Here is a 20,601-nt window from a genome sequence, read left to right on the forward strand (position 1 = left end):
ATGACGCAGGCACACCACGACGAGGCCGGAGCGCGCAATCCGCTGCAGGGCGGGCTCGCCACGGATCCGAAGCACAAGGCCAGGATCGATGAGCTCGCCGAGCGCATCGAGAAATACAGGGCGAGCTACTACGCAGGGCACCCGGAGATCTCGGACGCCGCGTTCGACGCCCTCGAGGACGAGCTCCGCGCCCTGGATCCCACGCACCCGGTGCTCGCCCGGGTCGGCTCCGCCTCCCTCATCACGGAGTGGGAGAAGGCGCGGCACGAGATCCCGATGGGCTCGCTCAACAAGGTCGTCTCCGAGGACGAGCTCCGGGCCTGGGTCGCCCGCTGCGACGAGATCCTCGAGAAGGACGGGCACGGCGGCGACGGCGCGGCGCAGCCGGCGAGCTCCGCCCGCGCGAGCGTGGCGGACGACCTGTTCGTCGCGGAGAAGCTCGACGGCATCTCCATCGAGGTCATCTACAAGGGCGGCAAGCTCGTCGACGCCATCACCCGCGGCGACGGCGAGTGGGGCGAGCGGATCACCGCGAACGTCGCGAGGATGAAGGGCGTCCCCTCGCGGATCCGGGAGCGGGGGCGGCTGTCCGTGCGCGGCGAGATCATCCTCCGCCTCTCGGACATGAAGCGCTACTTCCCCGGCGTCACCAGCCCGCGCAACATGGCCGCGGGCGCGGCCAAGCGGTTCGACGGCCAGGGGGCGGAGCACTGCACGGTGCTGTTCTACGACGTCGCCGAGCACCTCGAGATCCCGACGTGCCGGGCGCGCTTCGCGTGGCTGCGCGAGCTCGGCTTCGCGACGCCGCAGACCGCGCACGGCGACGTCGAGGACGTCGTGAAGCTCTACCGGCGGTACTCGAGCGAGCTCCGCGCGGGCCTCGACTACGAGATCGACGGGCTCGTCGTGTACGTGGACTCGCTCCACCTCCAGGGGTTGCTCGGCGACGTCAACCGGCGGCCGCGCGGCGCCGTCGCCTTCAAGTTCGCGTCGCCCGCGAAGGTGACGACGGTCGTGGCGATCCAGTGGGACACCGGGCCGAGCGGGCGCGTCACGCCGGTGGCGATCGTCGAGCCGGTGGAGCTCGCCGGCGCCAACGTCCGGCGCGCGTCGCTGCACAACGCGGCCAACGTGCGGAGCCTCGGCATCGGGGTGGGCGACGAGGTGCTGGTCTCGCGCCGCAACGACGTGATCCCGTACGTCGAGGAGGTCGTCGAGAAGCGCGGGCCCGTCGCGCTCCCGCCGTCGGTCTGCCCGGTCTGCAGCGCGCCGCTCGTCGTCGAGGGCGAGTACCTGCTCTGCCGGAACGCCGCGTGCCGCGCCCTCATCGAGGGGCGCATCCACAACTGGATCGACGCCATCGGCGCGCTCGAGTGGGGCGACAAGCTGATCGAGCAGGTGGTGGCCGCGGGCCTCGTGCGAGAGCCGCTCGACCTCTACAAGCTCACGGTCAAGGACATCGCAGAGCTCGATCGGCGCGGCGAGAAGAGCGCCACGAAGTGCCTCGACCAGCTGAGGAGCCGGCTGCCGCTCACGCTGCCGATCTTCCTCGCGGCGCTCGGCATCGAGGGGTTCGCGATCCAGACCGCGCGGCTGCTCGTGTCCGCCGGGTACACCACGATCGAGAAGCTCCTCGCGGCCGGCGAGGACGAGCTCGCCGGCATCCCGGGGCTCGGCGCGATCAAGGCCGCGAGCATCGTCCGCGGGCTGCGCGCCCGCGGCGACGAGATCGCGCGGCTGCTCGCCGGCGGCATCGTGCCGGTCGCCCCCGAGGCCGAGGGGCCGCTCGCCGGCCTCACGTTCTGCTTCACCGGCGCGGCCACGCGCTCCCGCGGCGAGCTCACCCACCTCGTCGAGTCGAACGGCGGCCGGGTGCTGAACAGCGTCACGAAGGAGCTCAACTACCTCGTCCTCGCCGACGTGGCGTCCGCGTCGAGCAAGGCGGTCAAGGCGCGGAAGTACGGCACCAAGCTCATCACCGAGGACGACCTCGACAAGCTCATCGCCGATCGCCGCGGCGGCTGACCGGGGCGAGCCGCCGGAGCTACCAGGTGATGTCCTGGGCCTCCGTCACGCCGAGCACGTCCCGGAGCTCGAGGTGCCGCCCGTCCGGGAGGCGGATCGTGCCGGAGTAGAGCCCGATCGGCTGCATGAACTCCGAGGCGACCAGGCCGAGGTTCGTGTGGTTCGAGTGCGCCGCGCCGGGGACGAACCGGAGGTCCACGGCGCCGTCCACGGTCCGCACGTGCCACGGATCGAGCGGCCGCGCCGCGTCGAAGGTGAACCGGCCCTCGGCGAGCGGGATGAGCTCGCCATCGAGCCAGATCGCGCACTCGGCGTCGCCGATGAACCCCTCGCCCACGTTGAGACCGACGCGCTCGCCGCTCTCGGCGCGGCCCAGCGCGAGGGCCCAGCGCCAGGTCGTGCGGCGCGGCAGGAGGCCGCTCGTGTAGTCGTAGCTGGCGAGCGCGCCGTCGAGCGAGATCCGGCGACCGAGCACCGACGCCTCGCCCTCGACGCCGAGGAGGAGCCGCTTCTCGGTCGCGATCAGGACGCCGCCCGGCGCCTCGGCGATCGCCGAGAGCGCCTGCGGGGCCGCGCGGGCGGAGAGCCGCGCCGTGAGCTCGAGCCCGCGGAACGCGGCGGTCACCGCGCCCCTCGCCTCCCCGCGCGGGCGCTCGATCCGCACCTGCGCGGGGGGCAGCCACGCGCGCGCGGAGCCGCCCGCGTCGCCCACGCTCGCCGAGAAGGGAGGGCAGAACGTCGAGCGATCCACGAGCAGCCGCCGGCCCGCCTTGTCGAACGCGACGCCGAACGTGATCGCGAGGTAGCCGAGGTGCACGACCGCCACGGCGATGAAGACCTCGTCGGACGCGATCGCGACGTAGGTCCACCGCTTGTGCTTGAGCAGGCGATCGAGCCCGCGCAGCGCGAGCAGGCTCAGGTCGACGCGAGGGAGCTCGCCCCGGTAGGACCCGACGCGCGCCGCTCCCGTGATCGGATCGAGGATCGCGTCGGGCGGCGTGACGAGCTCGCGCATCGCACGAGCGTAGCGACGGCGCGCTCGGCGCCCAAGGCGGGCGGCGCCTGAACATGGCATCCGCGAAATGCGGCGAGCGCTGTCCTGCGCAGCCATCCTGCTCACGTCGAGGCCCGGATCGGCTGCGCCGGAGCGCTGCGCGCCCGCGTCTCCCCCGCTAGACTCGCGTCATGATCGACGCCATCGCCACGCCACCGAGCCCCCAGAACGAGCCCGTCCTCGCGTACGCCCCCGGCAGCCCCGAGCGCGCGGCCCTCAAGGCGGAGCTCGATCGCCGGTCGCGGGAGACGATCGACATCCCGATGGTCATCGACGGCGAGGCGGTCCGGACCGGAGCGCTCGACGAGGTCCGCGCGCCGCACCGGCGCGATCTCCTCCTCGCCCGCGCGCACCAGGGCGGGGCCGAGCACGTCGCGCGCGCGATCGAGGCCGCCAAACGAGCGCACCGCGCGTGGTCGCGGACGCCGTGGACAGAGCGCGCCGCCGTCTTCCTCAAGGCGGCCGAGCTGCTCGCGACCCGGTACCGCCCCGCGCTGAACGCGGCGACCATGCTCGGTCAGAGCAAGACGGCGTACCAGGCGGAGATCGACTCGGCGTGCGAGCTCATCGATTTCTTCCGTTACAACGTCCACTTCGCGCACCGGATCGCGGCGGAGCAGCCGGCGAGCGCGCCCGGCATCTGGAACCTCGCCGAGCCTCGCCCGCTCGAGGGCTTCGTCTTCGCGGCGACGCCGTTCAACTTCACCGCGATCGCGGGCAACCTGTGCGCGGCCCCGGCGCTGATGGGCAACACCGTGGTCTGGAAGCCGTCGGCGAACGCGCTCTACGCCGCGCACTTCGTGATGGATCTCCTGATCGAGGCGGGCCTGCCTCGCGGCGTCGTCAACCTCGTCATGGGTCCGCCCGAGCTCGTGTCGAACGCGTGCATCGATCACCCGGACTTCGCCGGCATCCACTTCACGGGATCGACGGCGGTCTTCCAGTCGATCTGGCGCCGCATCGGGGAGAACATCGGGCGCTACCGGAGCTACCCGCGCATCGTGGGCGAGACCGGCGGCAAGGACTTCGTGTTCGCGCACGCGAGCGCCGACGTCGACGCGCTCGCCGTGGCGCTCGTCCGGGGGGCGTACGAGTACCAGGGGCAGAAGTGCTCGGCCGCGTCGCGCGCGTACATCCCCCGCTCGCTCTGGCCGGCCCTCAAGGACCGGCTCGCGGGCCACATCCAGGCGATCCGCATCGGGGACGTCGCCGACTTCCGCAACTTCATGGGCGCGGTGATCGACGGGCGCGCTCACGCCCGGCTCACCGGGCGCATCGCCGAGGCGAAGGCGGACGCGGCGTGCTCGCCCGTGTGCGGCGGCGGCGCGCGCGCGCACGACGGGAGCGACGGCTGGTTCGTGGAGCCGACGCTGATCGAGACCACGGATCCGCGCCACCCCCTGATGACCGAGGAGCTGTTCGGCCCGGTGCTGACGGTCTGGGTCTATCCCGACGGCGAGGAGGACAAGGCGCTCGCGCTCTGCGACGAGACGTCGCCGTACGGCCTCACGGGCGCCGTGTTCGCGCGGGACCGCGCGTTCATCCAGGCGGCGAGCGACGCGCTCCGCTTCGCGGCGGGCAACTTCTACATCAACGACAAGCCGACCGGCGCCGTCGTCGGGCAGCAGCCGTTCGGCGGCGGCCGCGCCTCCGGCACGAACGACAAGGCGGGCAGCCTGTTCAACCTGCTCCGGTGGGTCTCGCCGAGGGTCGTGAAGGAGACGCTCGCCCCGCCGCGCGCCGTCGCCTACCCGTTCATGGCCGCCGAATAAGGTGCGCGCCGACGAGGCCGCGGGCCTCGCCGCTCAATCCTCCGGCGAGTAGTCGCAGGCGCCGATCGCGAGGTCGGCGCAGGACCAGCCCTTCTCTTCGTAGCACTCGGCCTGGCGCTCGATGGCCGTTCGATAGGACACGCGGGCCGACTCGCTGCGGCAGAGGTCGATGCAGATGTCTTCGCCGGGGCCGTCGGGCTGACACTCGGCGCTCTTGGCGCAGACGACCTCGCAAGGATCGCTGCCGCTGCTCGAGCAGCCAGGGGTGAGGGCGAAGAGCAACAGGGCGATGGCGAGCGCGGGGCGGGGCATGGCGGAGGCTCCGCCAGCCATCGGAGCACGCCGCGCCGTCGGCGGCGAGGGGCGAGCACCGAGCTCCACAGCTCGCTCCGCGCGCCTTGAAGATCTCCCTGTGGAGCAGCCACCATCCGCCGCGGATAGTCCAGATCTTGGACCGTCAAAACCGTGCGCTCCCATGGCGCGCAGGATGAGCAGCCGTGTAGGTGTACTATTCCTACGCAGCCACACGAAATGCTGCTGTGGTACGCAAACGTTCTTGGAGGTGCCATGAGGTCGATGTATTTTCTCGGTTTTTTCGTGCTCGGCACGATGGCGGCGACCGCCGCGGGCTGCGGTGGCGATGACGACGGCAGCGGTGGCAGCGGCGGCGAGGGGGGAGCCGGGAGCACCACGACGTCGACCGTGACCACGACCGGCGTCGCCACCAGCACCTCCTCGGGCTCGGGCCCCGTGGACGACGGGAACGACAGCATCGAGGAAGCAGAGGAGCTCCCCGCCGGGAACAACGGGCTAGAGGGGACGCTCGAGCCGCTCGAAGAGGACGGGGACTACTACAGCTTCACCGGGACCAAGGGTCTGCCGGTCTACCTCGTCACCGACGCGAAGCCTTCCGACGACGAGCGGGATCCGACCTACCCCGACACGGTCATCACGCTGCTCGACGCCGACGGGAACCAGCTCGCGCAGAACGACGATCCCGAGGGCGGCATCACGAACGACAGCGAGCTGCTCACGGTCCTGCCCGCGGACGGCGAGTATTTCGTCGTCGTCCAGGACTGCAACGCCGCCTTCCCGGAGGCCGCCTTCCCGAACGGCTGCTTCGACCCGTCCGAGGTCGTCAGCTTCGACTACACGCTGAAGTTCCTCCCGCTCGATCTGGCGGCCGACGAGGCCGACAGCCTCGTCGGAGAGACGGAGCCCAACAACGACGCCGAGCAGGCCGTGGAGATGCCGTACGAGCTGACCGCGGACGAGTCGGCCTACTACACCACGTTCGTGTTCGGCAGCTTCGCGGATGAGGCCGACGTCGACGTGTACTCGTTCACGCCGCCGGCGACGCCCGAGTTCGAGAACGCCCTCCTCGCCCAGTTCAACTTCTCCGGGCCCAGCGGGCCCGAGGGCAACGGCTCGACGGTCGACGTCAGCGAGGTCGCCGTCTTCAACGCGACCGATCTCACGAGCGCCTATGCGAAGATCGACCCGTCGAAGGGCGGCGATATCGCCGTTCCGGTGGAGCCCGGGCAAGAGTACTTCGTCTTCGTCAAGCGCCCCGCAGGTGAGGTGGGGAAGAACGACTTCTACATCCTGCTGCACAGCCGGACGAGCTCCGATCCGCTCGAAGCCGCGGAGGAGACCAACGGCGACGTGGCGACGCCCGAAGGCGACCTGGCCAGCTTCCCCAACCAAGGTGGCGGAGTCAGCTTCGCCGTCGAGGGCAAGCTCGCTGGCACCGAGGAGGCGCCGGACGTCGATGTCTACGCGCTCCCCCTCGACGACACGGGAGAGGGCTGGACGATCTCGGTCATCTGCGGAGCGCAGCGCCACGGCTCCGGGGTCCGCGAGCTCCGCGCCGAGGTGCTGAACGGCGACGGGACCGAGATCGGCGCCGACTACGCGGCCACGGAGACCGAAGCGGAGGACCTGTACGTCACGTCGCAAGCGATCCCGGAGGCCCCCGAAGGCAACCGGCTGCTCGTCCGGGTGTCGGCCGGCACCCCGGCCGCCGACGTGACGGGCCGAGGCTATAACTGCCTCTTCGCCTACCTGCCGCCGGCAGCCGAGTGACGGCATGAAGCACCGCGCAGCTCGAGCCCCGCTCGCTCGGGGCTCGAGCCGCCCGGGGGCCCGGCCCCTCCGACCCCCCCATGGTATAGCCGGACCGACATGAAGGTCGGCCACACGCCCGCGCGCTCCGGGCTCCTCTCCCTCGTCCTGCTGGTCGCCTGCAGCGCCGGCCCTCGGACCGGCGCGGTCGCCCCGCCGGATGGGCCTCGCGGCGCCGCCCCTCCGGCGACGACCTCGCGCCCGGCGACGACGCCGCCGCCGGAGGCGCCGGCGCGCGCCGAGTTCGACCCCGTGCCGCAGGGGATCACCGCGGGCGGGGTGAAGCAGCTCTGCGACGATCACCTGCGCGCCGCCGAGGAGCACCTCGCCGCGATCAGGGCGCTCCGCAGCGCGCCGCCGGAGACGCTGACCTACGCCACGACCCTCGGGCGGTTCGACGACGCCGTGCTCGAGGTGAACAGCGCGGGCGACTTCCCGTACCTGATGGGGGTCGCGCACCCGGACGCGGCCGTGCGCGAGGCCGCAAGGCTCTGCGAGCCGAAGGTCGACAGGTTCACGACCGCGATGTGGCTGGACGCCGATCTCGCCGCCGTCCTCCAGGCGTACGCCCAGACGGGCGAGGCGCGCGAGGCGCTCAAGGGCGAGCGCGCGCGGCTCCTCGCCGATGTCCTCCGCGACTTCCGCCGCAACGGGCTGTCGCTGCCGCCCGACCGGCAGCAGCGCCTCCGCGACGTGAACGAGCAGATCACCCGCATCGGACAGGAGTTCATGGCGAACCTGTCGGCGTCGACCGGGTCGATCGAGATCGCGCCCGCCTCGCTCCAGGGGCTGCCCAAGGAGTACGTGGCGAAGCACCCGCCCAAGGCGAACGGCAAGGTCGAGATCAGCACCGACTACCCCGACTTCTTCCCGTTCGTCACCTACGCGAAGGACCGCAAGGCCGCGCTCGACCTCTACGTCCTGTTCACCAACCGCGGCGGCGAGAAGAACGTGAAGCTGCTCGAGCGCCTGCTCGCGCTCCGCTCCGAGAAGGCGAGGATGCTCGGCTACAAGAGCTGGGCCGACTACGCCATCGAGCCGCGCATGGCCAAGACGAGCGGCGCCGTGCGCGCCTTCCTCGACCAGGTCAAGGCCGCGCTGAAGGAGCCCGCGAAGGCCGAGTTCGCCGAGCTGATGAAGGAGCACGTGCGGCTCGGCGGCAAGCCGACCGACAGGCTCCCCCCCTCCGAGCGCTACTTCCTCGAAGATCGGGTCCGCGCGTCCAAGTACCAGTTCGACTCGCAGGCGCTCTCGGCCTACCTCGAGATCGGCGCGGTCAAGCAAGGGCTCATGGACATCACGGCGCGGATGTACGGGCTCGAGTACAAGGAGGTCCCCGCGAACGCCTGGCACCCCGACGTGACGGCGTACGAGGTGCGCTCCGACGGCAAGGCGATCGGGAGGTTCTACCTCGACCTCTACAGCAGGCCCGACAAGTACAAGCACGCGGCGATGTTCGCCGTGCGGACGGCGAAGCGGCTCGCCGACGGGTCGTGGCAGACCCCCGTCGCGGCGCTGGAGTGCAACTTCCCGAAGCCGGGGGCGCAGCCGGCGCTCATGTCCCACGAGGACGTGGTGACGTTCTTCCACGAGTTCGGGCACGTGCTGCACCACCTCCTCACGCGCTCGGAGCTGGCCTCCTACTCGGGGACCTCGACCGTGCGCGACTTCGTCGAGGCGCCGAGCCAGATGTTCGAGGAGTGGGCGTGGTCCCGCGAGGTGCTCGATCTGTTCGCGAAGCACCACGCGACCGGCGAGCGGATCCCGGACGATCTCTTCCTGGCGATGACCCGCGCGCGGGGCTTCGGCCGAGCGCTCGCGACGCAGCGGCAGCTCACCCTCGCGTCGATCGACCTGGAGCTCCACACCCGCGAGCCAGGGTTCGATACGACCCTGGTCGTGGAGCAGGCGCAGCGCGCGAACGAGTCCTTCGTCTTCGTGAAGGGCACGCACCTGCAGTCGAGCTTCGGGCACCTCATCACCTACGACGCGGGCTATTACGGCTACCAGTGGGCCCTGTCGCTCTCGCGCGACGTGCTCACCCGCTTCAAGCAGGAAGGCCTGCTCAACCCGGCCGTCGCGCGCGCCTTCCGCGACGAGGTGCTCGCCAAGGGGGGCGGCGTCGAGGCAGGCGATCTCGTCGCCCGCTTCCTCGGAAGGCCGCCGAGCCACAACGCTTACCTCGCCTACCTCCAGGGCAAGGAGTGAACGCGCGCCGGCCGAGAGCGGACGCGGGGCTCAGGCAGACTCTGACGCCCGGACCTAAGGCTCGATCGCGACGCCGAGCTCCTCGCGCAGGGCGTGGTAGGCGTCCGAGACGGTGAACGAGAGGAGATCGCCGATCTTCTCCTCCGCCGTGAGCACGCCCGGCGTGTCCCCGCGCGAGAGCGACGACGCCGCGACCGAGAGCTCGCCGGTCAGCAGGTAGCCGACCCGCGCAGCGCACCGCTCCACCGAGCCCACCCAGTGGGCGAGATCCAGCGGCGCGCGGATCTCGTAGAGCTCGAACACCGCGGCCTCCAGCGCGTCCCGCTCGCGCTCCGTCAGCCGCTCGTCGAGCAGCGGCATCAGCGCGAGCACCGCGCCCTCGAGCTCGGCGGGGACAGGCTCCGACGGCCGCGCCACCTTGACCGCCGCGGCGAGGCAGACGCCGAGCTCCTCGAGCGAGGGGAAGTGCAGGAGCAAGCGGTGCGGGCCGACGTGGTAGGCGACGTGGCTGCCCACCAGGAACGCGAGCTCGGCGGCCGTCCGCCCGCGGAGCGCCTCGCCGCCGACCAGGACGCTCGGCTCCTCGACCGTCACCGCCGCGACCGCGATGGGCGCGTCCTTGCGGAGGTAGACCGCCGGCGTGGGGATCGCGAGGCAGCGGCTCGCCCAGGAGAACAGGCGCACCACGCCCGCCGCGTTCCGCTCCGCGTCGGCGCGCGCCGCCGGATCGACGTGCGGGATCTGCTTGTCCCGCGCGCGCTGGGCGAGCCGCGCGCGGACCGCCGCGTCGGCGACCGACGCGAGGACCTCCTCGAGGGCGCGATCGCGATCGGCCGCGCGCAGGAGATCCCAGCTGCCCGGGCTGAGCCCGCGCGCGGGCTGCACGAGGCCCGCGGGCCGGTGCTCCTCGAAGATGAAGCGCTCCCGCGCCTCGGCCGCGCCCAGGTAAACCGCCACGCTCGCCGCGGCCCACGCCTGGTCGACGCGCCTGAGCTTCTGGAAGGTGTCGAACAGGTCGTGAAACACCTGGACGTTGCCCGGATCGAGCACCGCCGCGGCCTGGAGGTGCGCGGCCGCGCGCTCGAGCCGGCCGGCGCCCCGCGCGAGCGACGCGGCGCTGAGCCGCCCCGGGACGTCGTCCGGCCGCTCGACCACCGCGCCCTCGAACGCCTCCAGCGCGGAGCTCGGATCCTCGAGGTGATCGCGGAAGAGCATGCCGAGGCGGCGGCACAGCTCCCAGGTGACGTCGCTCCGGACGCGCGGGTCGGCGATGCGCTGCGCCCGGTCGAGCATACGGCGGTACGCGAGCTCGAGCTCGCCCCACTCCTGCCGCGCCGAGAGGAGGATCGCGGTCAGCGCGAGCGGATCGAGGAACGTGGGGTCGGCGTCCAGCGCGCGCTCGAGCAGCTCGATCCCGTCCTGCTCGCGCGTGACCTCGGTCAAGGTCGCGCGGGCCTCGCCCTGCATCGCGGCGCGCGCGAGCTCCAGGAGCGCGACCGCCCGCTGCCGCGGGTCCGGGAGGAGCTCGGCGTGACAGCGGCGGGCGTCGAGCGACGCCGCGAGATCGCCCGTCGCCTCGTAGAGCCGGCCCAGGCTGCGCAGGACGGCGGCGTCGTCGGTGCGGATCTCCCGCGCCCGCTCGAGGAGCTCCTGCGCTCGCGCCGGATCCCCGGCGACGATCTCCCAGCGCTCGGCGAAGCGCACGAGGAGCCCGAAGCGATCGGCGTCCCCCTCGACGCGCGTGAGCAGCCGCTCCTCCGCGGTGCGCAGCCTCGCGAAGTCCTGCTCGGCGAGGTGGAGCTCGACCAGCGCCTCGAGCGCGGGGCGGTGCTCGGGCGCGAGCGCCAGCGCCTTCTCGAACCCCTCGATCGCCTCGCGGTGCCGCTGCTGGCGCCACCTCGCCTGGGCGATGCGCAGGTGCACCTCCGCGCGCGCGTCCCGCTGCGCGACCCCGACGAGCGCGAGCGCCTTCTTGTACGCCGTGAGCGCCCCGTCGAGGTCCGACGCGGCGGCGAGCGTGTCGCCGGCCGCGAGGTACTGCGCGACCGGGTCGTCCGGCGCGGACGCGGGGGTGGTGGCGGCGCCGCCCGCGGCCTCGATCCGCGCCGCCTCGGCCCTGGCCGGGCGCCGGCCGGGCGCGCCGCCGCGCGGGACGAGCACCGAGAACTCCCCCCGCCCGCTCGCCCGCGCGAAGCACGGGATGGCGCGGGCGAGGCCGGGGTTCCCCTCGACGCGGCGGAAGATCTCCTCGGCGGTGAGGCCTCGATCCGGGTCGGCCTCGTCGAGGTGCTCGACGAAGGCGCGGGTGAGCACCGAGGGCAGATCGGCGTCGAGCGAGCCGATCGGGTGGGCCGCCACGAGGAGCTCGACGCCCGTCACGGGGGACGCCACCGCCTGCTCGGCGGCGGTGACGACGGCGCGCGAGGTCGCCCCGGGGCCGTGGTGGCACTCCAGGACGAAGAGCACCTCGCCGCGCGCGCGATCGCGGAACACCGCGGCCACATCGCCCAGCGCGTCGCCCACGCCGGGGTTCTCGGGGTCGAGGCAGAGGAAGAGCTCCCCGTCCGGCGACAGCGCGACGGCGGTGGAGGCGTAGAACAAAAACAGGGTCGAGGCCTCGTCGCGCGCGGCGTCGTCCGCGTCGACCAGGGTCCGCCGGGTCGCCGTGAGCTCGTCGAACAGCGCGTCGAGCTGCTCCGCGAGGTCCCGCGCGGGATCGATGTCGACCACCCGGAAGCCGGCGTCGTCCAGCGAGAGGCGGGCCCGGATGAGATCCCCGTCCAGCGAGCCGGGCGCCGGCCGCTGGTCGCGGTGCAAGCTGGGCGTGGCGACGATCGCCAAGCGCATCAGGGCGCCCCCTCCTCGTTGCGTACGCGCATGCAGGCGAGCAATCTACCCAGGGCCGCGCCCGAAGCGAAGAAGGTTGCCATCCGGCACGCAACTCCGACGCAGCGCGAGGTCCCCCGTACGAGACATCACTCCGGGAGAGAGCACGCATGAGCAAAGGCAGGGGTCGTTGGTGGACGGAAGCGCCCGGCAGCTCCGGAAGAGCTCGCGCCGCGTCATTCGCGCTCGCGGTCGCCCTCGCGTCGGGCTGCGAGAGCGTGTGCGACGAGGCCGAGGACCACATGGAGGAGTGCGGCTACCAGGGCAGCGGCATGTCCAGCGAGGCGTCGTGCGAGGGCGCCGTCCACTGCGCGTCGGCCTGCGCCGCGGAGGTCCCCTGCGGCGCGTTCGACGGGACGGACGCGGCCGCGTTCGACCGGTACAGGCGCTGCCTCGACGCCTGCTGAGCCGCCGCGGGGCTCAACAGACCGCGCGGACGAGCGCGGCGCCGTCCGGCGGCCGCTCGTCGTCCGGGCCGAGGCACCGCAGCGACAGCTCCTTCCAGGGGGCCAGCCCCTCGCCCCCGAGCGGCTCGAGCCGCACGAGGACGTCCTCGAGCACGCGGCCGTAGCCGTAGACGTCGTCGCGCGGGTCGCTCGGCCGCCCGGCGAGCCGCTCCGGCGAGACGTACCCGGGGCTGCCGCCGGCGGAGGGCGCGCCGCGGGGCCTGGCCAGCCCGAAGTCGCTGAGCACGGGCTCGGCGAGGCTGCGCAGGAGCACGTTGGCCGGCTTGACGTCGGCGTGGACGTAACCGCGCTCGTGGATACGGGCGAGCGCGCGCGCGAGCGGGCGCGCCCACCGCGCGATCGGCGCGAGCGACGCCGCGTCGCCGGCGCGGAGCACGTCCCGCACCGAGCCGCGCGCGATCCACTCCAGCGCGATCCACCCCTCGTCGGGGTCCGCGTCGAACACCCGCACCACGCCGGGCCCGGAGAGCGCCGCGACGAGCCGCACCTCGCGGGTGAGGTGCGCCCGGTCGCCGCCGCGCCCGTGGTAGACCTTGAACCCGACCCGCCGGCCGAGCACCTCGTCCTCGGCCTCGTAGACGGCGCCGGCGCCGCCGCGCGCCACCTCGCGGAGCAGGCGGAACGGGGTCCTGCCCGCCGCGGGCGCGACCACGGTCACGTCCTCCACGCGGGCTACGGCGGGCCGCTCCGCGCCGAGCGCCGCCCGCCAGCGCTGGTGGCGCTCGCGCGCGCCGGGCGCGTCGATCTCCCGGACGAGCACCCGCTCGATCGCGCCGACCGCCCGCGGGAGCTGGCCCAGCGACGCGTAGAGGTCGGCCGCGAGGACGAGCCCCTCGGTCGAGGACACCGGCGGCGCGCGCCCCGCGCCGCCGCGCTCGCGCGCCGCGGCGCCCTCGAGCACGGCGAGCGCGCCCAGCTCGTCGCCCCGGGCCGCGAGCAGATCGGCGCACGCCACCCGGATCGGATCCGGCAGCGGCCGCTCCGCCATCGCGGCGACGAGGTGCGCCACGGCCTCGGCCTCCCGCAGCGTCCCCCGCGCGCGCCGCAGGATCGCGATGACCTCGTCCGTCGAGGGCCCGTCGCGCGCGCCGGAGCTCCGCAGGCGCGCGATCTCGTCGCCGCCGTCCTCGCGCGCAGCGCGCCCGCGCGCCCGCGCGTCCGCCGCCGGGCGCGCCGCCCGCGCCGGGTCCGCCCCGCGCGCGACGTCCGACGCGCCCGACGCGGCGCCCCCGCCCGGCGCCGGCGCGCCGCCGTCCGCAGGGGCGCCGCCGAGCCGCTCCTTGAGCCGCCGCCACAGGCTCACGCCGGCCCGCCCTCCCCGCCGCCGTCGCGCCGCGTCGGCGAGGCCTGGCCGGCGGCGAGCACCCGGAACACCGGCGTCCCCCCGCGCGACGCGGCGATCGCGTCGCCCGCGCAGAGCTCGACGGACGGCGCGAGCTGGTAGTCGCCGAGGAACGGAGGCGGCGCCCCCGGCGGCGTCTTCAGCGCCACGAACGCCGAGGCGCCCGCCGGATCGAGGCGGATCCGCCACGGGCCCACCGGCAGCTCGCCGAGCGGCGCCGTGAAGCGCTCGCCCGCGACGTCCACCACGCAGCCCTGCCCGATCCCGGGGGCGATCGCGCACGGCACCTCCCCGCCGAGCAGGATCTGCACGCCGCGGCCGACGGGCAGCGGCGCCGTGAGCCGCGCGCCGGCCAGCGTCGTGCCGTTGCGCGTCCCGAGATCCTCGACCTCGATTCCGGACGGGCCGCGCCGGATCCGCGCGTGCGTCCTGCTGACGGCGCGGGACGCGACGACGATGGTCGCCTCGCCGCGGCCGATCGTGACCTCGTCGCCGAGCGCGCACCGCACGACGGCGCCGCCGAGCTCGATCGAGAGGACCGGCCCCGACAGGAGCCGCGCCCGGATCGCGCGCAGCGCGTCCGCCACCTGCTCGCCGCCGCGGCCTCCGCCCGCCCACGCCTCGGCGACGGCGATCGCCTCGCGGCGCTCGGCCATCCGGTCGAGATCCGCGATCCTCCGCAGCGTCGCGGCGAGCTCGCGCTGGTCCCGCTCGGCGGTCATCGAGGCGCGGAGCCGCTCCTCCAGCCGGTCGATCGCGCCGGCCGCGGCCAGGACGCGCGTCTCCGACTCGGTGTCGCCGACCAAGGCGTACGCGTCCGCGGCGCGCTCGAGCTCGCCCGCCGCCTCGAGCTCGCGCGCGACCGCCAGCACCTCGCTCCGCATCGCGCTCGCGCCCCGCGCGCGCACGAGGTCGAACGCGAGCAGCGCCTTGCGCCCGAGCGCCGCGCGCTTCAGCTCCGGGCTCTCGGCCGTGCGGAACGCGGACGCGCAGAAGGCGATCCGCTTCTCGACGCTCCGCTCCGCGTCGGCGCGGAGGAGCAGGACCCGGGCCGCGTCGTCCGGCATCCCTGCGTCGAGGTACAGCTCGACCGCCCCCGCGAGATCGCCGGCGAGCTCCCTGGCCTCGGCCGCCCTGCGACGGCTGTCCCCCCGCTTGAGCCCGAACCACTCAAAGAGACTCACGCAGCGCCATCCTCACCAGCATCCGACATCCTACCCTTGAAGCGCGCCGGCCCCAACCGCCAGCGTTGACTCCCTCCCTCGCCGCCCGCAGGATTTGCGCCCTCGATGTCGACCAACCACCGCCTCGGCGAACTGCTCGTCCGCGAAAAGCTCATCAGCCTCCAGCAGCTCCGGCAAGCGCAGGAGGAGCAGCGCAAGACGGGGCAGAACCTCGGCTACGCCCTCGCCAAGCTCGGGTACATCTCCGACGGCGAGATCACGAGCTTCCTCTCGACGCAGTACCGCGTCCCGGCCGTCGCCCTCGACGAGTACGAGATCGACGCGGAGGTCTCGCGCCTCGTGTCGCGGGAGGTCTGCGAGAAGCACAAGATCATCCCGATCTCCCGGTCGGGGACGGCGCTCGTCGTCGCGATGGCCGACCCGACGAACCTGCACGCGATCGACGACATCAAGTTCCTCACGGGCTTCAACGTCGAGCCCGTCGTCGCGTCCGAGACGGGCATCACCGAGGCGATCGAGCGCGCTTACAACGTCGGGCCGTCGTACGACGAGGTGCTGAGCGAGTTCGGGGAGGAGGAGGTCGGCTTCCAGGTCGAGGCCGACGACGTGAACGTCCTCGAGCTGGAGAAGGCCGCCGAGGGCGCGCCCGTGGTCCGGCTCGTCAACGCGATCCTCCTGAACGCCATCAAGAAGGGCGCGAGCGACATCCACGTCGAGCCGTACGAGAAGAAGCTCCGCGTGCGCTACCGCATCGACGGCGTGCTGATGGAGGAGATGCAGCCGCCGATCAAGCTGAAGAACGCGATCGCGAGCCGCCTCAAGATCATGAGCTCGCTCGACATCGCCGAGCGGCGGCTCCCGCAGGACGGCCGCATCAAGCTGAAGATGGGCAGGGGCCGGGAGATGGACTTCCGCGTCTCCGTGCTCCCGACGATCTGGGGCGAGAAGATCGTCCTCCGCCTCCTCGACAAGTCGAACCTGCAGCTCGACATGGCGAAGCTCGGCTTCGACCCGAAGCCGCTCGCCGACTTCAAGTGGGCGATCGGCCAGCCGTGGGGCATGGTCCTCGTCACCGGCCCGACCGGCTCCGGCAAGACGACGACGCTCTACTCGGCGCTCTCGGAGCTCAACCAGATCGGCTCGAACATCAGCACCGCCGAGGATCCGGTCGAGTACAACCTGCACGGCATCAACCAGGTGCAGATGCACGACGAGATCGGGCTGAACTTCGCGATGTCGCTGCGCTCGTTCCTCCGGCAGGACCCGGACATCATCATGGTCGGCGAGATCCGCGACTTCGAGACCGCCGAGATCGCCGTCAAGGCGGCGCTCACCGGACACCTCGTGCTCTCGACGCTGCACACGAACGACGCGCCGTCGACGATCTCGCGCCTCCTCAACATGGGCGTCGAGCCGTTCCTCATCACCGCCAGCGTGAACCTCGTGCTCGCCCAGCGCCTCGCGCGCAAGATCTGCCCCGACTGCCGCGTCCCGCTGCGCGTGGACCCGAAGGTGCTCCTCGACTTCGGCTTCACCGAGCAGCAGGTCGCGCGCGCGGACCTCGTGCGCGGCGCGGGCTGCAAGACGTGCAACGGCTCCGGCTACAAGGGCCGCGTCGCGCTCTACGAGGTCATGCGCTTCACCGACGCGCTGAAGGAGATGGTCCTCCAGGGCGCGTCCACGGCCGAGCTCAAGGCCGCGGCCATCAAGGGCGGGATGCTGACGCTCCGGATGAGCGGGATCGAGAAGGTGCTGGCGGGCGTCACGACGACCGAGGAGGTCGGCCGCGTGACGATGGGGGACTGAGCGCATGACCACGGAGCTCGTCGGACAGCAGGAGGGCCTCAGGTACACGCTCCAGCAGCTCCTCCGCGCGATGGTGGAGAAGGGCGCGAGCGACATGCACATCACGAGCGGCACGCCGCCGCTCCTGCGCATCGACGGCACGGTGGTGCCGCTCAAGCTCCCGCCGCTCATGCCGAGCGACACGAGGCAGCTCTGCTACTCGGTGCTGAGCGAGGAGCAGGTGGCGACGTTCGAGCAGCGGAACGAGCTCGATCTGTCGTTCGGCATGAAGGGGCTCGCCCGCTTCCGCGCGAACATCTACATGCAGCGCGGCGCCGTGGCGGCCGCCTTCCGGCAGATCCCCTTCCGGATCATGAACTTCGACGAGCTGGGCCTGCCGCCGGTCGTGCTCGACATCGCCGCCAAGCCGCGCGGCCTCGTGCTCGTGACGGGCCCGACCGGCTCGGGCAAGACGACCACGCTCGCGAGCATCATCGACAAGATCAACTCCGAGCAGCGCCTCCACATCCTCACGATCGAGGATCCGATCGAGTACCTGCACCCGCACAAGCTCTCGCTCGTGAACCAGCGCGAGATCGGCTCCGACACCGCGTCGTTCAAGGACGCCCTGCGCTACGCCCTGCGCCAGGATCCGGACGTCGTGCTCGTCGGCGAGATGCGCGACCTGGAGACCGTCGAGTCGGCGCTGACGATCGCCGAGACGGGCCACCTCGTGTTCGCCACGCTCCACACGAACTCGGCGATCTCGACGATCAACCGCATCATCGACGTCTTCCCGCCGCACCAGCAGTCGCAGGTGCGGCAGCAGCTGTCGTTCACGCTCGTCGCCGTGATGACCCAGCTCCTCCTGCCGCGCGCGAACGGCCCGGGGCGCGTCATGTCGATGGAGGTCATGATCCCGAACGCCGCGATCCGGAACCTCATCCGCGAGGACAAGCTCCACCAGATCTACTCGCAGATGCAGGTGGGCCAGGCCGGCAGCGGGATGCAGACGATGGCGCAGTCGCTCGTCTCGCTCTACCAGCGCCGGATGATCACGCTGGAGGAGATGTTCGCCGCCGCCGCCGACCCCGACGAGATCCGGGCGATGCTCGAGCCCCGCCAGGCCATGAGCTCGCGGAACAACCTCCCGAAGCAGCCCTGATCGCGGGCCCCTGCCCTTCGGTTCACCCTGCACGCTCGACGCGCCCCGCGGCTCACCGCGCGATCCGCCCCGCGCGCCGCGCCGCCCCGCGCGCCGCGCCCGACCAACGCGCCGGCGCCCCCAAAATCGCGGCAAATTCGGGCCTGTGGAGAGGTACCTCCACACTTTTTTGACATCTACCCAACCGTTCAGTAGGTTCCGCCCGATGCAGGGGCTCACCGAGCGACAACAGCAGGTGCTTCACTATATCCGGCAGTCGATCAGCGAGCGCGGGTACCCGCCGACGCTGCGCGAGATCGGCGCGCATATGGGGATCCGCTCGACGAACGGGGTGAACGATCACCTCCGGGCGCTCGAGCGCAAGGGCTACCTCACCCGCGAGGACATGAAGTCGCGCGCCCTGCGGCCGCGCGACCTCGACGGCGGCGGCTCGAGCGGCGGCGCCGAGCTCCGCGGCGCGCTCGTCGGCGGCGGCAACGACGCCCCTGCGAACGACCAGGAGGACGACCTCGTCGAGATCGCGGTCGTCGGCCGGATCGCCGCGGGCCTGCCGATCCTCGCCGAGGAGCACGTGCTCGACACGGTCCGGATCGAGCGGACGCTCGTGCGCGGCGGGCGCGAGGTGTTCGGCCTGCGCGTCACGGGCGACTCGATGATCGAGGCGGGCATCTTCAGCGGCGACTACATCTTCGTCCGCCGCCAGCTCACCGCGCAGCGCGGCGACATCGTGGTGGCGCTGATCGGCGACGAGGCGACCGTGAAGTACTTCTTCCCCGAGAAGGACTACGTGCGCTTCCAGCCCGCCAACGCGGCGATGGCGCCCATCCTGGTCCGGGCGAGCGACTTCAAGCCCGCGATGCTGCTCGGCGTCGTCGTGGGCGTCTACCGGAAGCTCTAACCTCCTCCTCCTCCTCCTAACCTCCTCCTCCCTTCCCCGAGCCGGTTGACGCGCGCCGAGCGCCCTTGATAGCGTCGCGACCACCGGGCAGACGGCCTAAGGGCCCCGCTCCAGAAAGAACGCGATCGTGACGACGCACGGGCGGCGATTCGGGATTTTGATTTCAGGCGCGGGCATGGTGCTCGCGGCGGCTCTCACGAGCGGCTGCGGCGGCGCCATCTACGCGTTCACCGCGAACTCGGCCTCGAGCAAGCTCGAGACCGCCGAGGCGCTCGGCGCGGCGAAGTACGCGCCGTACGAGTACTACACCGCGCGAGAGCACCTCTGGAAGGCGCGCGAAGAGGCCGCGGCCGCCGACTACGGCGACGCGATCGACTTCGCCGACGTCGCGGAGGAGTACGCGGAGAAGGCGATCACCCTGGCGAAGCAGGCGCACGAGGGCGCGGGTCGATGAGCATTCGGACGAGGCATCGCTCTTCCCGCCGCGCTCGCCGCGCCGGCACCGCCGCCGTCGCGCTGATCGCGGTCTCCGCGCTCTCGTGCGCGCAGGTGCCGGTCATGCGCGGCGACATCGAGGCGCTGACCACCATCGCGAACCAGGCGGAGCGCAACGGCGCGCTCCGCTGCGCGCCGCGCGAGCTGGCAATGGCGAAGTCGCACCTGTCGTTCGCCAAGGTCGAGCTCGATCAGGGCTTCTTCGCGCGCGCCAAGGAGCACCTCGACATCGCGAAGGCGAACACGCACGCCGCGTACGATCTCTCGCCGCCGCAGAAGTGCGCCGAGCGCGGGTTCATCGAGGACGCGCCGCCGCCCGCGCCCGGCGACTGCGACGGCGACGGGCTGCTCGATCCGCAGGACAAGAAGTGCCCCTGCGACGCCGAGACGTGGAACGGCTTCCAGGACGACGACGGCTGCCCGGACGATCCGGACACCGACGGCGACGGCATCACGGACAGCAAGGACAGCTGCGTGCTCCTGCCCGAGGACAAGGACGGCTACCTCGACGAGGACGGCTGCCCCGAGCTCGACAACGATCTCGACACGATCCCCGACCTGAACGACAAGGACAGCACCGGCAAGAACTGCGCGAACGACCCGGAGGATCCGGACGGCTACGAGGACGCCGACGGCTGCCCGGAGCCGGACAACGATCAGGACACCGTGGTCGATCTCGAGGACCAGTGCCCGAACGAGCCGGGCGTGGTCGGCGGCGACAAGCCGGGCTGCCCGAAGAAGCCGAGCCTTGTCATCGTCACCGAGAAGGAGATCAAGATCACGCAGCAGATCCACTTCGAGTTCGACAAGGACAAGATCCGGCCCGAGAGCTTCCCGATCCTCGACGCCGTGGTGGAGGTCCTCCAGCAGAACCCGAAGATCAAGATCGAGATCCAGGGGCATACCGACAACAAGGGCGCCGCGGCGTACAACAAGAAGCTGTCGGATCGGCGCGCGGCCTCGGTGAAGAAGTACCTCGTGGCCAAGGGGATCGACGAGGCGCGGCTGACGTCGAAGGGCTACGGCATGGAGCAGCCGATCGTGCCGAACACGTCCGATCAGAACCGCGCCCTGAACCGGCGCGTGCAGTTCGTCCGCACGGAGAGCGGCGCGCAGTAGCCCAGAGCTGCTGGAGCGCCGCCCGACGTGTCGGGGGTACGTGCGATCTCGACCGCGCCGTCCGGGAGCCCCCGTGG

General features: G+C 72.3%; 15 protein-coding genes. 10 read left to right on the forward strand and 5 right to left on the reverse strand.

What is annotated here, in order from left to right; all coding sequences use genetic code 11:
• On the forward strand, nucleotides 1-2,025 hold the full coding sequence (gene ligA, locus WMF26_RS27045; RefSeq protein WP_437995021.1) for an NAD-dependent DNA ligase LigA: 2,025 nt from the start codon (nucleotides 1-3) through the stop codon (nucleotides 2,023-2,025).
• Nucleotides 2,026-2,044: 19 nt separating this feature from the next.
• On the opposite strand, the gene WMF26_RS27050 is transcribed toward ligA, so the two are convergent.
• Nucleotides 2,045-3,040, reverse strand: a complete 996-nt coding sequence (locus tag WMF26_RS27050; protein ID WP_437995022.1) for a DUF2804 domain-containing protein — start codon at nucleotides 3,038-3,040, stop codon at nucleotides 2,045-2,047.
• Between the two features lie 170 nt (nucleotides 3,041-3,210).
• Between WMF26_RS27050 and pruA the strand changes: the two genes are divergently transcribed.
• Complete coding sequence (gene pruA / locus WMF26_RS27055; RefSeq protein WP_437995023.1) at nucleotides 3,211-4,851, forward strand: L-glutamate gamma-semialdehyde dehydrogenase; 1,641 nt, start codon at nucleotides 3,211-3,213, stop codon at nucleotides 4,849-4,851.
• Nucleotides 4,852-4,884: 33 nt separating this feature from the next.
• On the opposite strand, the gene WMF26_RS27060 is transcribed toward pruA, so the two are convergent.
• Complete coding sequence (locus tag WMF26_RS27060) at nucleotides 4,885-5,163, reverse strand: hypothetical protein (RefSeq protein ID WP_437331325.1); 279 nt, start codon at nucleotides 5,161-5,163, stop codon at nucleotides 4,885-4,887.
• A gap of 255 nt (nucleotides 5,164-5,418) precedes the next feature.
• Here WMF26_RS27060 and WMF26_RS27065 point away from each other — a divergent pair, with 255 nt between their 5' ends.
• Both WMF26_RS27065 and WMF26_RS27070 read left to right on the forward strand, forming a co-directional pair.
• On the forward strand, nucleotides 5,419-6,936 hold the full coding sequence (locus tag WMF26_RS27065; RefSeq protein WP_437995024.1) for a hypothetical protein: 1,518 nt from the start codon (nucleotides 5,419-5,421) through the stop codon (nucleotides 6,934-6,936).
• A 99-nt stretch (nucleotides 6,937-7,035) separates the two neighbouring features.
• The gene (locus tag WMF26_RS27070; RefSeq protein WP_437995025.1) at nucleotides 7,036-9,183 is read left to right on the forward strand and encodes a M3 family metallopeptidase; all 2,148 of its coding nucleotides are present in this window, start codon (nucleotides 7,036-7,038) and stop codon (nucleotides 9,181-9,183) included.
• Nucleotides 9,184-9,237: 54 nt separating this feature from the next.
• Here WMF26_RS27070 and WMF26_RS27075 read toward each other — a convergent pair whose 3' ends face one another.
• Nucleotides 9,238-12,030 carry a tetratricopeptide repeat protein gene (locus WMF26_RS27075; RefSeq protein WP_437995026.1) on the reverse strand — a complete coding sequence of 931 codons (2,793 nt, stop codon included), beginning with the start codon at nucleotides 12,028-12,030 and terminating at the stop codon, nucleotides 9,238-9,240.
• A gap of 149 nt (nucleotides 12,031-12,179) precedes the next feature.
• Here WMF26_RS27075 and WMF26_RS27080 point away from each other — a divergent pair, with 149 nt between their 5' ends.
• The gene (locus WMF26_RS27080; protein ID WP_061623652.1) at nucleotides 12,180-12,476 is read left to right on the forward strand and encodes a hypothetical protein; all 297 of its coding nucleotides are present in this window, start codon (nucleotides 12,180-12,182) and stop codon (nucleotides 12,474-12,476) included.
• A 13-nt stretch (nucleotides 12,477-12,489) separates the two neighbouring features.
• On the opposite strand, the gene WMF26_RS27085 is transcribed toward WMF26_RS27080, so the two are convergent.
• A complete protein-coding gene (locus tag WMF26_RS27085) occupies nucleotides 12,490-13,839 on the reverse strand; it encodes a serine/threonine-protein kinase (protein ID WP_437995027.1) in 1,350 nt (449 codons plus the stop codon).
• Nucleotides 13,836-15,062, reverse strand: a complete 1,227-nt coding sequence (locus WMF26_RS27090) for an FHA domain-containing protein (RefSeq protein ID WP_437949066.1) — start codon at nucleotides 15,060-15,062, stop codon at nucleotides 13,836-13,838. The genes WMF26_RS27085 and WMF26_RS27090 overlap by 4 nt, the downstream gene beginning before the upstream one ends.
• Before the next feature lie 105 nt (nucleotides 15,063-15,167).
• On the opposite strand from WMF26_RS27090, the gene pilB reads away from it, so the two are divergent.
• From pilB to WMF26_RS27115, 5 genes are all read left to right on the forward strand, one after another.
• The gene (pilB, locus tag WMF26_RS27095; RefSeq protein ID WP_437331332.1) at nucleotides 15,168-16,868 is read left to right on the forward strand and encodes a type IV-A pilus assembly ATPase PilB; all 1,701 of its coding nucleotides are present in this window, start codon (nucleotides 15,168-15,170) and stop codon (nucleotides 16,866-16,868) included.
• Between the two features lie 4 nt (nucleotides 16,869-16,872).
• Nucleotides 16,873-18,012, forward strand: coding sequence for a type IV pilus twitching motility protein PilT (locus tag WMF26_RS27100; RefSeq protein WP_437995028.1), 1,140 nt, complete (start codon nucleotides 16,873-16,875; stop codon nucleotides 18,010-18,012).
• 205 nt (nucleotides 18,013-18,217) lie between these two features.
• Nucleotides 18,218-18,910 (forward strand): transcriptional repressor LexA, encoded by a 693-nt coding sequence (gene lexA / locus WMF26_RS27105; RefSeq protein WP_061627745.1) that lies wholly within the window; start codon nucleotides 18,218-18,220, stop codon nucleotides 18,908-18,910.
• A gap of 127 nt (nucleotides 18,911-19,037) precedes the next feature.
• Nucleotides 19,038-19,364: a DUF4398 domain-containing protein gene (locus WMF26_RS27110; RefSeq protein ID WP_437995029.1), complete on the forward strand. Its 327-nt coding sequence runs from the start codon at nucleotides 19,038-19,040 to the stop codon at nucleotides 19,362-19,364.
• Nucleotides 19,361-20,524, forward strand: coding sequence for an OmpA family protein (locus WMF26_RS27115; protein WP_061627744.1), 1,164 nt, complete (start codon nucleotides 19,361-19,363; stop codon nucleotides 20,522-20,524). The genes WMF26_RS27110 and WMF26_RS27115 overlap by 4 nt, the downstream gene beginning before the upstream one ends.
• Nucleotides 20,525-20,601 lie beyond the last annotated feature (77 nt).

The organism is Sorangium sp. So ce185 (genome assembly GCF_051526825.1).
GTDB lineage: Bacteria > Myxococcota_A > Polyangia > Polyangiales > Polyangiaceae > Sorangium > Sorangium cellulosum_D.